Source organism: Neptuniibacter sp. QD48_55 (genome assembly GCF_047778115.1).
Taxonomy (GTDB): Bacteria; Pseudomonadota; Gammaproteobacteria; order Pseudomonadales; family Balneatricaceae; genus Neptuniibacter.
The window spans coordinates 369548-382659 of sequence record NZ_CP180555.1 but is presented as its reverse complement, the minus strand read 5'-3'; the positions used below and the strand labels follow the sequence as shown (position 1 = coordinate 382659).

Here is a 13112-nt window from a genome sequence, read left to right as displayed (position 1 = left end):
TGGCTTATCCAATCCGGGACATTTTCAACAGCTTGCGCAGATCTTTAAGAATCAGACTCGGCTCATCTGATAAGGTATATCGCAGCACCATATTGCCTAATGGGTCCACGACCCATATTGCCGTTCCTAACTTTCCAAACTCATTTCTATCTAGCGAGGTTGTGCCCAGATCAACTTGTAACAACTTAACCCGATCTTGCTCCTTACCTAATGCTGTATGCAGATTGGTCAGCACCTTCGACCATTGTTCGCAACGCTCAACACAATCAGCTTGCTTAGTTAACAACAATTGCCACTTACGCTGTGTCAGTTCACTCCCAACCAAATTCAGATCATTAATATGCTGATCGGAAAGTAAAGTACCTGAATGAACGCGTTGCTCTGGAATCATCACTCCCGTAAAAAACATAAAAGAAGCCACCAGCATGGGCACCAAGCCAACCGCCCAAACAAGCCAAAAACTAAACCTGTTCATATATGGCCTCCTTTCTTATTTTTAGAGCGTTCCAAATCAATAAACACAACAACGCAAATGCCATAGCGAACCATTGAAATGCATAACCTAAATGTTTCTCAGGCTTCATATTCACTACTGGCCAATTTAGATCTAAACCTGAAACCAGCGGCTCCGTTAGCCTTAATTCCAACGCATCAATACTTGTAACTAACCGAGACGATATTTTTTCCACATCCAATTGCTGAATTACCTTAGGCCACTGATCTTCAGCTAGATCATCACCTCTTAAAGCAAAATTTTTCTCAACTACCCTGACTCTGCCACTGATCGTTTGCAGACCTTTTGGTACTTCAACCTCAGGTAGGACCCCGCGATCCAGCGAAGCTAACACCCAACCAAGATTTACCAGTACACTTCGACCGCTATCCGCAGTAAATAGAGCGACGACTTCATAACCAGCACGCCCTTTGCGGACACGATTGTCTAAAAGAAAGTACCGTTCTCGATCGAATACTCCCCTCAAGATAACCGTTTTATAACTCCCTCTTGTCATCTCTTGCTCCAACGGCAGTTCCTGACTTGGTATTGCTTGTTGCCAGCTATCCAATAGTTCTTGCTTCTGTTCCGCTCTGTCCAACTGCCAAAGTCCCAGCCCGATCAATAATGGCAACAATACAATTCCAGATATCCACAACATCCACTTGAAGGCTGAGCTACTCTGAACTTTACTCATAGTTACCTACACCAAGGACAGCTATCAGGTACTGCACATGTCGTTAAAGTTGCTTTTACTACTTCTCTTTATTGCCGTTCTAATCAGCTTATTTTCCGGTCTTTACTTCTTAGTAAGAGATCAAGGCCAATCTCATCGAACTGTTAACTCACTTTTCTTTAGAGTCACCTTTAGCGTCATGATCATCGCGGTACTTATTTACGGCTTCTATACCGGTGAGATTGTTCCTCACGGGCTTTAGTCGATTACAAGATATAAACAAATAGAAATAAGCCTACCCACACCACATCGACAAAGTGCCAATACCAAGCAACAGCTTCAAAGCCGAAATGCTTTTCTGAGCTGAAATGCCCTTTAAGTACTCGCAACCAAATAATGATCAACATCAGCGTGCCTAAGGTGACATGCAGACCATGAAAACCAGTGAGAATAAAAAAGGTCGCCCCGTATATGCCTGCATTAAGCGTTAAACCTAATTCGTTGTAAGCAAGTACATACTCATAGGCTTGAAAGTAAAGAAACACACTTCCCAGCAAGACAGTCACAGCTAACCAAAACACCACCCTAGAGCGTTGATCCAACTTAAGTGCTTTATGTGCAAGGGTGACGGTAAAACTAGATGCGATCAGTAAAATGGTGTTAAAAAGTGGTATATGCCAAGGGTCTATTACCTCTTTAGGGCCCGGAAAAGCATTTTGATCTGGTGTCACCATTAAAGGCCACTGCGCCTCAAAACCTTCCCACAGCATGTTAGAAACACCTTTGTCACCTTCACCACCCAGCCAAGGCACCGCTAACGTCCTGACATAAAATAAAGTGCCGAAAAATGCCGCAAAGAACATTACCTCGGAGAAGATAAACCAGCTCATACCCCAGCGGAATGACCGATCCATTTGTGGGCTGTATAAGCCTTCACCACTTTCATGGATAACGTTGCTAAACCAGCCCAACAAAATAAGCCCCATCCCCAATGCACCGACTAAGAGAAGAATCAAACCAACTCCTCCAGCCTCTTCTGCGGTAAAGCTATTGATTAAGCTGCCTGCACCGTAAGCCATAAAGAACAAAGCGATCGATGCTAAAATAGGCCAACGACTTTGTTCTGGCACATAGTAAGTTTGAGTACTCATAGAGAGTTCCTCCTCGCAGACAAATTCACTTCCGCTTCTGGTGTAATATCAAATAGAGTGTATGAGAGTGTTACTGTTTTGATGTGCTTAGGAAGCTCAGGTGCGATAGAAACAACCAGCGGCATCGCCTTTAATTCTTTCGCATTTAGCGGCTGCCGTTCGAAACAGAAACAATTGATCTTTTGCACATAAGGCGCAGCTTCTGAAGGCGAAACCGAAGGGACTGCTTGCGCAATCATGAAGTTATCGGTCAGATTGCGCGCTTTATAGGCTGTTTGGTACATCTCCCCGGGCGACAAGATGATAGAAGTCTTTTCTGGTTTAAATCGCCAAGGCATAGATTCGTTGTTAATAGCCACCAGCTGCAATTTTACCTGTCGACTGTTATCCACAACCAAACTAGGTTCCGCAGCAACCAAATCCACTTTGCCATTTAGCCCCGTGATATCACAAAACACGTCATATAGAGGTACCAACGCGAAGCCAAACCCAAACATAATCAGGGTTCCACTTAACAGTGATAGCACTGTTTTCTTATGTCGTTGCTCTGTCATAACAACCTCTCAAAAGTGCTGTTATTTCACCTCTGGCGGTGTACTAAAGCTGTGATAAGGCGCAGGGGATGGTAGGGTCCACTCTAAACCGTGAGACCCTTCCCAAACTTCCGCACTGGCCTGCTTACCCTTACGAATACAGCTCACAATGTTATAAAGGAAAATTAGTTGCGATAGCCCGAAGATAAACGCACCTACTGAAGCCACCGCATTGAAATCGGCAAACTGAAGTGCATAGTCAGGTATACGACGTGGCATACCCGCTAAGCCGATAAAATGCATAGGGAAAAAGGTGATATTCACCCCGATAAAACTACACCAGAAATGCACTTTACCCATGGTTTCGTTGTAATAATTGCCGCACCACTTAGGTAACCAATAATACGCTCCAGCCATAATGGCAAAGACCGCACCAGGTACTAAGACATAGTGGAAATGGGCAACTACAAAGTACGTGTCGTGGTATTGAAAATCGACCGGTGCGATCGCCAACATCAAGCCTGAAAAACCGCCAATAGTGAAAAGCACCACAAATGCGAGTGCAAATAGCATCGGCGTTTCGAACGTCATTGAACCGCGAAACATCGTTGCGACCCAGTTAAAGACTTTTACCCCTGTAGGCACGGCAATCAGCATAGTTGTGAACATGAAGAACAATTCACCAGCCAAAGGTAGGCCGACTGTAAACATGTGATGCGCCCAAACGATGAAGGATAGAATAGCTATAGAAGCTGTGGCATAAACCATCGAGGTATAACCAAACAGCTTCTTCCTTGCGAAAGTCGGAATGATCTCACTGACAATACCGAAAGCAGGCAAGATCATGATGTATACCTCAGGGTGACCAAAGAACCAGAATACATGCTGGAATAACACTGGATCTCCACCCCCAGCAGCATCAAAAAAGCTGGTTCCGAAGTGAATATCCATCAACATCATTGTGACCACACCTGCCAATACCGGCATAACAGCAATCAATAAAAATGCCGTAATTAACCAAGTCCAAACGAAGAGTGGCAACTTCATCATGGTCATACCCGGCGCACGCATATTGAGTATGGTGGCAATAATATTAATAGCCCCCATAATCGAGCTAATCCCCATCATATGCACCGCAAAGATAAAGAAGGTCACGCTCGGCGGTGCATAGGTAGTTGATAACGGCGCATAGAATGTCCAACCAAAATTTGGTGCCCCCCCATCCATAATTAGAGTAGATAGCATCATCGCGAACGCGAAAGGTAAAATCCAAAAGCTCCAGTTATTCATTCTTGGCAGCGCCATATCTGGAGCACCAACCATAATGGGGATCATCCAGTTGGCTAAGCCGACAAACGCTGGCATAACCGCACCAAAAACCATGATCAGACCATGCATGGTGGTCATCTGATTAAAGAAGTCTGGCTGAATGAGCTGTAATCCCGGCTGAAATAGCTCAGCTCGAATTAGCAATGCCATACATCCGCCAGTAAGGAACATTAAGAAACTAAACCAGAGATACAGAGTTCCAATATCTTTATGATTGGTTGTGAATAACCAACGCCCTATACCGGTAGCCGGACCATGATGATGAGAAGCTGCAACCGTATCCATGCCCCCTCCTACTCTTTCCACTCAGCAATCTGCGCCGGTGTAACTAGATCGCCCACCTTATTACCCCAAGCATTTCGCTCATAAGTAATTACAGCAGCCAGTTCCACAGCCGACAATTGATCTCTATACGCCTGCATTGCCGTGCCTTTTTTACCATTAAGCACAATATCGATATGAGGCCCCGGCTCACCCAAAGCGATTGGACTGTTTTTCAAAGCGGGGAAAACACCTGGAATTCCCTCACCATTAGCTTGATGGCAGGCCAAACAAGCTTTGCTATAAACCGCCTCCCCTGTTTCCATCAGCTCAGCAAGCGACCAATCTTTTTGCCCTTCAGCTGCTTTTTCTTGATCTGCTTGCCTAACTTCAGCAAGCCAAGCTTCGTATTCTTCTGGTGTCTTTACTTCTACAACAATTGGCATAAACCCATGGTCTTTACCGCACAGTTCTGCACACTGCCCGCGATAAACACCGGGTTTATCCACAATAGTCCATGCTTCATTTATAAAACCGGGAATTGCATCCTTTTTCACTGCAAGATCAGGCACCCACCAGGAATGAATAACGTCATTGGCGGTCAATAAAAAGCGTACCTTTTTACCTGCAGGAATCACCAAAGGGTTATCAACTTCAAGCAGATAATGCTCACCTTTAGCTTCTTTGTTGTTGATCTGCTCTCGCGAGGTAGAGAGACTTGAGAAGAAATCGATGTCTTCAGCTAGGTACTGATATCGCCATTTCCACTGATAACCTGTAATCTGAATATCAACTTCTGATTCCGAGTTATCGTACATTTTAATTAAGGTTGCCGTTGCTGGAACAGCCATGGCAATCAGGATAACGAAGGGAATTAAGGTCCAAGCAATTTCGACAACAAGGCTTTCATGGAAGTTATGAGCTTTGGCTCCTTTAGACTTGCGATGATAGATCACCGACCAGAGCATCACGCCAAAAACAACGACACCAATAGCCACACAGATCCAGAAAATGATCATGTGCAGGTCATAGACCTCTCGACTGATTTCGGTAACACCTCGGGTGAGATTTACCTCCCAATCAGCCTGGAGGTTATTAGCAAACAATAACAGTGCAACATATCCCGATATTGTTTTTATCATTGCAGCCCCCTTTGCTATACACGCAAAAGAGCCTGTCAGAAACCTCTCACTAAGGGCGTTGTACTTCTATTTCAACGTCGGTAGCGACAGGGTTCGGGCAGGCTCTCTTTTCGCCTGGACTCCGTCCTATCATTTCCGACCAATCCACTTGGTTGTTAACTGCAAGTATAGCAGCGATGAAAATTTTGCAAGTAAGTCATAAGCAAATATGCTCTTTAGACCTTATCCACCAGCATGAATGCACCACTCATCATCACGATAATAAAGAGCAGAAAAATCACCGTATACACAAGAGTTTTAAGGGGACGGCAGTTACAGGGGAAGGGTTTCATAATAATCTCCTTCTATAGGGGCTATTATGAGGTATAGCAGAAAAATGGCCCCTTAAAGGAGCCGTTAAATAAATTCTGAAATGCTTCTATCTGACTCTTAGGCCACAGGCTTCTGCTTAGTTTTTCGCATGACCCACAATAAAGGCCCAGATACTGCGTAAGCCAGAAATAGAATCCATAAAAATGCTGGCGGGCTGATAGAGATAATACCAACAGCCAAGACAATACCCGCCAAGATCAAGAAAGGTACTTTCTCTTTTAGGCTTACGTCTTTAAAGCTGTAATAAAGCACATTGCTCACCATCAAAACACCGACCAAAGCAACAAACGCAGCAATCAAATAGACATAAGCTGATCCATCTATTTCGTATTCAGTCGCTGCCCATACTAAACCGGCTACTGCAGCCGCCGCTGCAGGGCTAGGCAAACCTATAAAGTAACGCTTATCTGTAGAGCCTATTTGGGTATTGAAACGAGCCAATCTTAAAGCAGCTCCTGCGACATAGATAAACGCCGCAAACCAACCCAATTTGCCAATATCATCCAATACCCAGGAGAACACCACGAGCGAAGGCGCTACACCAAAGGAAACCATATCCGCTAGTGAATCATATTCGGCACCAAATGCACTGGAGGTATTGGTCATACGTGCTACTCGACCATCAAGCCCATCCAATACCATCGAAACAAAGATCGCTATTGCGGCATTTTCAAAGTGCCCATTCATGCTCGCAACAATTGCATAGAACCCTGAAAACAATGCCCCTGTCGTAAATAAATTAGGCAGCAGGTAGATCCCACGGCTACGAGGCTTTATTGGTTCTTGATTATCTTGATTTTGCGGCTCATTCATCGCGATTTTTTATATTCCATAAAATAGAGAAACCCCATTCTACTGTGACCAGCGCTAGGATGCCATTTCTAGAGATCTAGATGATCCTGATCTAAAAGAATTCTATCCACAAACTTGGTTAACAATGCATTAGATTGAGGCGTTTCTTTAGCGGTCGCAAGTACCTGATCAAGATGATCATCTCCATCAGTGTATTTATCTTTGTAAAAGGTCAGTCGCTCAACCAAGATTCGTTTACCAACCTCAGGATGAAATTGAAAAGCCCAGAAAGGCTTATCTTTTACTCTAAATGCATGGATGCATTGCTCTGTGTAAGCAAGGGAAACACAGTTTTTCGGCAGTTCATTTGCGTACTGTTTGTGTACTGAAACTGCATAAAAATTGTCGGGGGTATCGCGAAATATTGGATCCTGCCAAACGCTATGATCAAGCGAGATAGGTATTGTACCCATCTCGAAATCTTTCTCTCGATGCAAGATCTCACCACCAAGCGCTAATACCGCTAACTGAAAACCAAAGCAGGAGGCAAACACTGGTTTGTCGGTTTCTGCACAACGTAAAATGAGCTGCTGACACTGATCTACAAATGGGTAAATGTCTGGAAAAAGTACATTCGCTTCACTGGCACCACCGACTAACAAAGCGTCATAGTTATCAGCAGCAGTATCTGGAAATGTCGGTGTATCAAAGACATTAAGTACATCAAACTGCTCGATATTAAGCCCGCAATATTCAGCAAAACTCTCTAGTTCTTCCCTGCGAACCTGATCTTCATCTCGGATCTGAAGCAGTAACAACTTCAGTTGATTCCGGCTTTTAACCATCTTACACATCCATACCAATTCATTACTCTTGTACTATAAAAACATCGCCTCAATGTCACAACTTGGCTGCTGCCCTATCCCACTGAAGTTTGATCCAACCCACTGTTCTGCAGCATTTCGCCCCTTTTCCTTGAGACCTAAAAGAAACTCCTGCCGAGTATCATATTTGCTGGCTTGTTCCAGACTAGATAACACTTCGCCCGATTCAATCAGATGAAAACGTAGCGCTTTGAACCGCCGCTCCAGACTACTGGAACTGAAAAACTTACCTTTTGCCTGCTGTCGGGTATAGCTGATCGCTCTCATCTCTCGTAAAAAAGTACTTTGAAAACCCAACTCAGTCACACGTTGGTTAATCGCATGAGAGGTTGTCGGGAGATCACGTCCCTGCATAGGCTGAAGCAAAACCATTAAGATATCCTCTTCCTGACAATCAAAGATCAGCGGATACACCGCAGGATTGCCGGAGAAGCCTCCAACCCAGTAGTAACAATCATCAATTTCAATTGCTTGATGCAACGTTGGTAAACACGCCGAAGCCAAAGCATGCTCTGTGGTCAGCTCATTCTCTCTAAATATACGAATTTTGCCTGTTGTAACATCGGTAGCAGCGATGAATAACTGTATTGATCCATCATTTCTCAGCATTTCAAAGTCGACAATATCATCCAGCAAACCACGCAATGGATTAATATCGAGCGGGTTAAGGTCGTAAGGCGATAGATAACGCAAGAGATCGAGCATAAACCCTGTCACCGCCGTCATCTGGGAATCGGGCAACTGAGAACCTACCAACTCCGAAGGAGAGTTAAGAGAAACCTTGTGCCAAAATTGGTCTAATAAATCCTTTGCTCCTGAAGCACCATTCAAATGCCAACCATGTGCAAGCAAAATCGCATTCATAGCACCTGCACTAGTTCCGCTGATCGCATGAGGCTTGATATCTTCTTCAAGTAAACGATCTAAAACGCCCCAAGCAAATGCTCCATGAGCACCACCACCCTGTAATGCCAAATTCAATGACTTTGTCATACGTGCCTCCTGCTGCTTTTGTGCACCGCACAATAACAACATAGAAAATAGCATAGAAATATGACAAAACTGAACAAAAAATAAGCAGAGACACTCCTATCAGATTAAAAATTGGCATAAAATAAGAGAAACATTCGAAAAAGCGCAACATTATGGATATCAAACAGCTCAAACAATTCGTTCACTTAGCCGAAACCTTACATTTTGGTCGAGCAAGCGAAGCTTCTTACATAAGCCCTTCGGCACTAAGCAGAAGCATCAAGCAGTTAGAAGAAGAAGTCGGCACAGATCTGTTTGAACGAGATAACCGCAGTGTAGCCCTAACGGCAGAAGGCAAAATCTTCTTAGACTATGCCCGTGATTCTCTAGGTCAATGGGATATGGTGCGCACTCAACTGATGGAAAGGTCGGGTGAACTTCAGGGCGAAATAAGCATGTATTGCTCGGTTACCGCCAGTTACAGCTTCCTATTCGATATCTTGAGTGAGTTCCGTACCGACTATCCCAAAATAGAGATCAAGTTACACACCGGGGATCATGAACACGCTATATCCCGGATACTATCAGGAGATGAAGACTTTGCTATTAGCGCCAAACCTGACACTTTACCGGCGGGGATTGCGTTTAAGACGATTGCGATCTCGCCATTACTCTTCATAGCGCCAAAACAGGGACTACAAGGTCAAGACAAACCACCGGTTCGGCCAGATAGCTCCACACCGATGATCCTATCCGAAGCGGGTTTGGCTCGTAAAAGGGTCGATCGCTGGTTTAAAGATCAAGATATAAAACCGATTATCTACGCGCAGGTATCGGGTAACGAAGCGATTGTTAGCATGGTAAGTCTAGGGTTTGGCATAGGGGTTGTACCTGAGATCGTTCTGCAAAACAGCCCACTAGCAAACAGTGTCGAAGTACTCGACATTACACCTAAACTCAAACCCTATGAAGTTGGGATAGTGACTTTAGAGAAAAAACTTAAGAACCCGTTGATCAATGCCTTCTGGTCACAGCTAACTCAAACTAAATAATCACTTTTTAAACGGTAACATCAACATACCACCCAAACGGCAGGAGGTGTTTGGATCATTAAACTCGTTTAATCCGATCTCTACACCTACTTGGCCTTTAGTGGGCTTCTCAATATAGGTCTTACAGATTCGATCCCAACAGGATAACGCAAAGCCATAATTACTATCCGTCTCACTGGGGATTTTTGAATGATGCACTCGATGCATATCAGGGGTAACAAATAGCCAACGAATCACCCTATCTAATAGTTTAGGCAATTGTATATTCGAGTGATTAAACATGGCTGATGCATTGAGTAACACTTCAAATAAGATCACCGCAACCACCGCTGGCCCCAGAAGAAACACCATCAACATTTTAATCAGCATCGACAGGACAATTTCAACTGGATGAAATCTAGCCCCCGTGGTCACATCAATATCTGGATCCGCATGATGCATGCGGTGAAAACGCCATAGCAAAGGAACTTTATGAAAGAGAACATGCTGTGCATAAATCAGAAAATCCAAAAGCACTACAGCTAATAAGACCTCCAACCAAATAGGCAAATCCAACCATACAAAAAGCCCAAACCCTTTGGCCTGCGCATATCCAGCAACACCAACAGCAGCTACCGGAAACATAACTCTCAGTAACAAACTATTAAGTACAACTAAACTGAGATTCGATCGCCAGCGAAGCCACTTTTCTTGCAGCAAGGGTCGAAAAGGATGGTTAAACTCCCAGCAGGCCATCAAGGTAAATACACCGAAGAAACAGCTTAAGCGCACGATCGGTTCATTTGCTAACAACCAAGCTGAAAAATTCACTGGGTACTATCTCTTCCTACTCTTCCGGCATCAATGCGGCAATTTCTGGTAACACAAATGGACGGCCCCTTTCATTTAATGCCGTTCCAATGACTAACGCTTCAAGTGCTACCTTTTCATCTGACAATCGAACCACACGCTGACGGAAACCAAACTTAACTTTACTCACCCGTTCGACGCTTACTTCAACAACAAAGCGGTCACCACTGGTTAAGGAATTTTTATAATCCATTTCAGAGCGAACAACGACCAGATGAATTTTATCTTCGGTCAACTTAGCAAAGTCGATTCCCTTATCTAACAGGTACTCGTGACGCGCATGCTCCAAGTAATTGAAGTAAACACCATTATTAACGATGCCTTGCAGATCACACTCGTAATCACGCACTTTAAATTCCAATCGAAACGACATGCTTTATTCCTTTCTATTATCTGAGCTAACAGGAGATTAAACGTTCAAAATTATCAATAAATTAACCAGCCTGCTGAGCTATATCATTTAAATACAGCTATAACTATTACTAAACTATGCAGATAAGACACATTGTACACATCTAATAATTAAGAACCGTTAGTTTTTCTTTTGTATGCGAAGAAGGGTGAACCATGAAAAAAATGCCAGTTACCAACCGTGAGGTAGTACTGCCCGAAGGTCAGCGCATTATTTCCACAACAGACCTCAAAGGACGGATTACCTACGTTAATCAGGTTTTTTGCGATATTTCAGGGTTCAGCGAAGAAGAACTTTTAGGTAAAGCCCACAATATTGTTCGTCACCCAGATGTACCACCTGCTGCTTTTGATAATCTTTGGACCTCATTAAAGGAAAATCAGGCATGGCGAGGCATCGTTAAAAATCGTTGTAAAAATGGTGATCATTATTGGGTGGATGCCTATGTAACCCCTCTATACGAAAAAGGCCAAAAGGTTGGCTACCAATCGGTGCGTTTTAAACCTTCTGCGGAGCAAGTATCGAAAGCCGAAGTTATTTATGCCGTTGCCAATGCTGGTAAAGCAGGAAAAGCGCTTAAGTTAAACTCCATTAGCAACCAAACGTTCAGTATCTTCGCTTTAATATCTTTAATTAGCTTAATTGCTGCTTGGTTTGCTGACGCATCCCTTGCTGTTTTGGGAATTATGGCACTGACCGAATTACTACTAGGTGGCTGCTTATTGCGTCTCACCTCTCCAATTAAGGAGCTAGCGGATCGTGCACGTAAGCGTTTTAGTAATCCACTTATCCAATTAATGTATTGTCCACGACAAGATGAGTTTGGTGAAGTCGATCTCGCTTTGCAGATGAATGAAGCCAGAAACACCACCGTGCTTACACGATTGGGCGATGTGAGTCACACTATTGATCAAGCAATTGATGTTACTGATAACGCGATCCGACAAACTAATGAAGGAATCAGCCAACAAGATAAAGAAAGCGATATGGTCGCAGCGGCAGTTCACCAAATGGCCTGCGCATCTCAAGAAATTGCGTCTAACACTAGCGACATGTCGAATGCATCGCAAAATGCGCGCTCTACCACTGAGCAAGGTCGAACGGCTCTTTATAATACGGTAAATCACATTAAAGACCTTTCCAATGAAGTCGTGGAAGCGACTGAAGCAACGATGGAGCTTAAACAGCATACCGATGCCATAGGCAATGTAGTGACTGTGATTAACGATATTGCTGAACAAACCAATCTACTTGCACTTAACGCTGCAATCGAAGCAGCAAGAGCAGGGGAAACGGGACGTGGCTTTGCCGTGGTAGCTGATGAAGTCCGTACCTTAGCAACCCGTACTCAAAACTCGACGCAAGAAATTGAAACTTCAATCGAAAGTGTTCAGTCTGCAGTGGATAAAACCGTCAGCATCATGGAGCAAAGCCGCGACCACGCTAAACAAAGTGTGGATGTCGCTAATATTGCTGATGAAGCATTCCAAACAGTACAAAGTTCTATTGATGATATTTCAGATCGTTGCCTGCAAATCGCCAGCAGCTCTGAACAACAGTCTTCAGTTGTAGAAGAGATTCAACAAAATATTGTCGCGATAAGAGATCTAGCCCGCCGCAACAGTGAAGCCTCTGATGAAACCGCTTCCGCTAGCAGTGAACTGCATGAACTGGTAAAACAACTAGATTCAATGGTTACTGCGTTTGATCGCTAGGATGTTGTAATGAGCGCCAAGGAGATTTACAGCGGCAGCTGTTTGTGTGGTGATGTTCAATATGAAATATCACCTCCCTTTTCTACTTTCCAATATTGTCACTGTTCGCGTTGCCGCAAAACCACAGGCAGCGCGCATGCCAGTAATATCATTATGCCGCCTGAGCAATTCCGATGGACAGCGAGCGAATCATCGGTAGGACGCTATGAACCGAGCGATGCCAAACATTTTGCGGTCTGTTTTTGTAAAAAGTGTGGATCTAACCTGCCGTGGTTAGCTCAAACAGGCAAAGCAATGATCATCCCTGCCGGCACACTTGATACCGACCTGGGGGTATCACCCGAACGTAATCTTTTTTGGGGAAGTCGAGCGAACTGGTATCAAACGGTTAACCAACTCGATGCTTTTGAAACACTCCCAGGCAAAAGCCCCGCTTGCAAGATTGAGACAGAATAACTGAACTCACCCAGCGCTCTGAA

General features: G+C 44.1%; 15 protein-coding genes. 4 read left to right on the top strand and 11 right to left on the bottom strand.

Annotated elements, in window-relative coordinates; translation table 11 throughout:
• Positions 1 to 4: 4 nt before the first annotated feature.
• Together ACMXYW_RS01750 and ACMXYW_RS01745 are read right to left on the bottom strand one after the other, a co-directional pair.
• Positions 5 to 475 carry a hypothetical protein gene (locus ACMXYW_RS01750; RefSeq protein ID WP_415905000.1) on the bottom strand — a complete coding sequence of 157 codons (471 nt, stop codon included), beginning with the start codon at positions 473 to 475 and terminating at the stop codon, positions 5 to 7.
• Positions 462 to 1190, bottom strand: coding sequence for an SURF1 family protein (locus ACMXYW_RS01745; RefSeq protein ID WP_415904999.1), 729 nt, complete (start codon positions 1188 to 1190; stop codon positions 462 to 464). The genes ACMXYW_RS01750 and ACMXYW_RS01745 overlap by 14 nt, the downstream gene beginning before the upstream one ends.
• A gap of 37 nt (positions 1191 to 1227) precedes the next feature.
• Here ACMXYW_RS01745 and ACMXYW_RS01740 point away from each other — a divergent pair, with 37 nt between their 5' ends.
• On the top strand, positions 1228 to 1431 hold the full coding sequence (locus ACMXYW_RS01740; RefSeq protein ID WP_415886762.1) for a twin transmembrane helix small protein: 204 nt from the start codon (positions 1228 to 1230) through the stop codon (positions 1429 to 1431).
• A 4-nt stretch (positions 1432 to 1435) separates the two neighbouring features.
• Here the strand turns inward: ACMXYW_RS01740 and ACMXYW_RS01735 are convergent, their stop codons facing one another.
• The 7 genes from ACMXYW_RS01735 to ACMXYW_RS01705 all read right to left on the bottom strand — a co-directional run bounded on the left by ACMXYW_RS01735 (position 1436) and on the right by ACMXYW_RS01705 (position 8626).
• Entirely contained in the window at positions 1436 to 2320 is an 885-nt protein-coding gene (locus ACMXYW_RS01735) for a cytochrome c oxidase subunit 3 (RefSeq protein WP_415902669.1), read from the bottom strand.
• A complete protein-coding gene (locus tag ACMXYW_RS01730; protein ID WP_415904998.1) occupies positions 2317 to 2874 on the bottom strand; it encodes a cytochrome c oxidase assembly protein in 558 nt (185 codons plus the stop codon). Before ACMXYW_RS01730 ends, ACMXYW_RS01735 begins: the two co-directional genes overlap by 4 nt.
• A 21-nt stretch (positions 2875 to 2895) precedes the next feature.
• On the bottom strand, positions 2896 to 4467 hold the full coding sequence (gene ctaD / locus ACMXYW_RS01725) for a cytochrome c oxidase subunit I (RefSeq protein WP_415904997.1): 1572 nt from the start codon (positions 4465 to 4467) through the stop codon (positions 2896 to 2898).
• An 8-nt stretch (positions 4468 to 4475) separates the two neighbouring features.
• On the bottom strand, positions 4476 to 5585 hold the full coding sequence (gene coxB / locus ACMXYW_RS01720) for a cytochrome c oxidase subunit II (protein WP_415904996.1): 1110 nt from the start codon (positions 5583 to 5585) through the stop codon (positions 4476 to 4478).
• Positions 5586 to 6014: 429 nt separating this feature from the next.
• Positions 6015 to 6770: a CDP-diacylglycerol--serine O-phosphatidyltransferase gene (gene pssA, locus ACMXYW_RS01715; RefSeq protein WP_415899936.1), complete on the bottom strand. Its 756-nt coding sequence runs from the start codon at positions 6768 to 6770 to the stop codon at positions 6015 to 6017.
• 68 nt (positions 6771 to 6838) lie between these two features.
• Positions 6839 to 7594 (bottom strand): type 1 glutamine amidotransferase, encoded by a 756-nt coding sequence (locus ACMXYW_RS01710; RefSeq protein WP_415899935.1) that lies wholly within the window; start codon positions 7592 to 7594, stop codon positions 6839 to 6841.
• 33 nt (positions 7595 to 7627) lie between these two features.
• A complete protein-coding gene (locus tag ACMXYW_RS01705) occupies positions 7628 to 8626 on the bottom strand; it encodes a patatin-like phospholipase family protein (protein ID WP_415904995.1) in 999 nt (332 codons plus the stop codon).
• A 152-nt stretch (positions 8627 to 8778) separates the two neighbouring features.
• Here ACMXYW_RS01705 and ilvY point away from each other — a divergent pair, with 152 nt between their 5' ends.
• Positions 8779 to 9657 (top strand): HTH-type transcriptional activator IlvY, encoded by an 879-nt coding sequence (ilvY, locus tag ACMXYW_RS01700; protein ID WP_415893225.1) that lies wholly within the window; start codon positions 8779 to 8781, stop codon positions 9655 to 9657.
• Here ilvY and ACMXYW_RS01695 read toward each other — a convergent pair whose 3' ends face one another.
• Positions 9658 to 10467: a sterol desaturase family protein gene (locus ACMXYW_RS01695; RefSeq protein WP_415904994.1), complete on the bottom strand. Its 810-nt coding sequence runs from the start codon at positions 10465 to 10467 to the stop codon at positions 9658 to 9660.
• Between the two features lie 16 nt (positions 10468 to 10483).
• On the bottom strand, positions 10484 to 10879 hold the full coding sequence (locus ACMXYW_RS01690) for an acyl-CoA thioesterase (RefSeq protein ID WP_415890079.1): 396 nt from the start codon (positions 10877 to 10879) through the stop codon (positions 10484 to 10486).
• A 194-nt stretch (positions 10880 to 11073) separates the two neighbouring features.
• Here ACMXYW_RS01690 and ACMXYW_RS01685 point away from each other — a divergent pair, with 194 nt between their 5' ends.
• The gene (locus tag ACMXYW_RS01685; protein ID WP_415904993.1) at positions 11074 to 12633 is read left to right on the top strand and encodes a methyl-accepting chemotaxis protein; all 1560 of its coding nucleotides are present in this window, start codon (positions 11074 to 11076) and stop codon (positions 12631 to 12633) included.
• Between the two features lie 9 nt (positions 12634 to 12642).
• Positions 12643 to 13089: a GFA family protein gene (locus ACMXYW_RS01680; RefSeq protein WP_415904992.1), complete on the top strand. Its 447-nt coding sequence runs from the start codon at positions 12643 to 12645 to the stop codon at positions 13087 to 13089.
• Positions 13090 to 13112: the final 23 nt, after the last annotated feature.

What these genes read in the sequence shown, in the direction of transcription:
- ACMXYW_RS01750 (WP_415905000.1), bottom strand. Translation starts at nt 475, where the DNA reads ATGAACAGGTTTAGTTTTTGGCTTGTTTGGGCGGTTGGCTTGGTGCCC.
- ACMXYW_RS01740 (WP_415886762.1), top strand. Translation starts at nt 1,228, where the DNA reads ATGTCGTTAAAGTTGCTTTTACTACTTCTCTTTATTGCCGTTCTAATC.
- ACMXYW_RS01690 (WP_415890079.1), bottom strand. Translation starts at nt 10,879, where the DNA reads ATGTCGTTTCGATTGGAATTTAAAGTGCGTGATTACGAGTGTGATCTG.
- ACMXYW_RS01680 (WP_415904992.1), top strand. Translation starts at nt 12,643, where the DNA reads ATGAGCGCCAAGGAGATTTACAGCGGCAGCTGTTTGTGTGGTGATGTT.
- ACMXYW_RS01710 (WP_415899935.1), bottom strand. Translation starts at nt 7,594, where the DNA reads ATGGTTAAAAGCCGGAATCAACTGAAGTTGTTACTGCTTCAGATCCGA.
- ACMXYW_RS01730 (WP_415904998.1), bottom strand. Translation starts at nt 2,874, where the DNA reads ATGACAGAGCAACGACATAAGAAAACAGTGCTATCACTGTTAAGTGGA.
- ACMXYW_RS01685 (WP_415904993.1), top strand. Translation starts at nt 11,074, where the DNA reads ATGAAAAAAATGCCAGTTACCAACCGTGAGGTAGTACTGCCCGAAGGT.
- ctaD (WP_415904997.1), bottom strand. Translation starts at nt 4,467, where the DNA reads ATGGATACGGTTGCAGCTTCTCATCATCATGGTCCGGCTACCGGTATA.
- ACMXYW_RS01745 (WP_415904999.1), bottom strand. Translation starts at nt 1,190, where the DNA reads ATGAGTAAAGTTCAGAGTAGCTCAGCCTTCAAGTGGATGTTGTGGATA.
- ACMXYW_RS01735 (WP_415902669.1), bottom strand. Translation starts at nt 2,320, where the DNA reads ATGAGTACTCAAACTTACTATGTGCCAGAACAAAGTCGTTGGCCTATT.
- ACMXYW_RS01705 (WP_415904995.1), bottom strand. Translation starts at nt 8,626, where the DNA reads ATGACAAAGTCATTGAATTTGGCATTACAGGGTGGTGGTGCTCATGGA.
- pssA (WP_415899936.1), bottom strand. Translation starts at nt 6,770, where the DNA reads ATGAATGAGCCGCAAAATCAAGATAATCAAGAACCAATAAAGCCTCGT.
- ilvY (WP_415893225.1), top strand. Translation starts at nt 8,779, where the DNA reads ATGGATATCAAACAGCTCAAACAATTCGTTCACTTAGCCGAAACCTTA.
- coxB (WP_415904996.1), bottom strand. Translation starts at nt 5,585, where the DNA reads ATGATAAAAACAATATCGGGATATGTTGCACTGTTATTGTTTGCTAAT.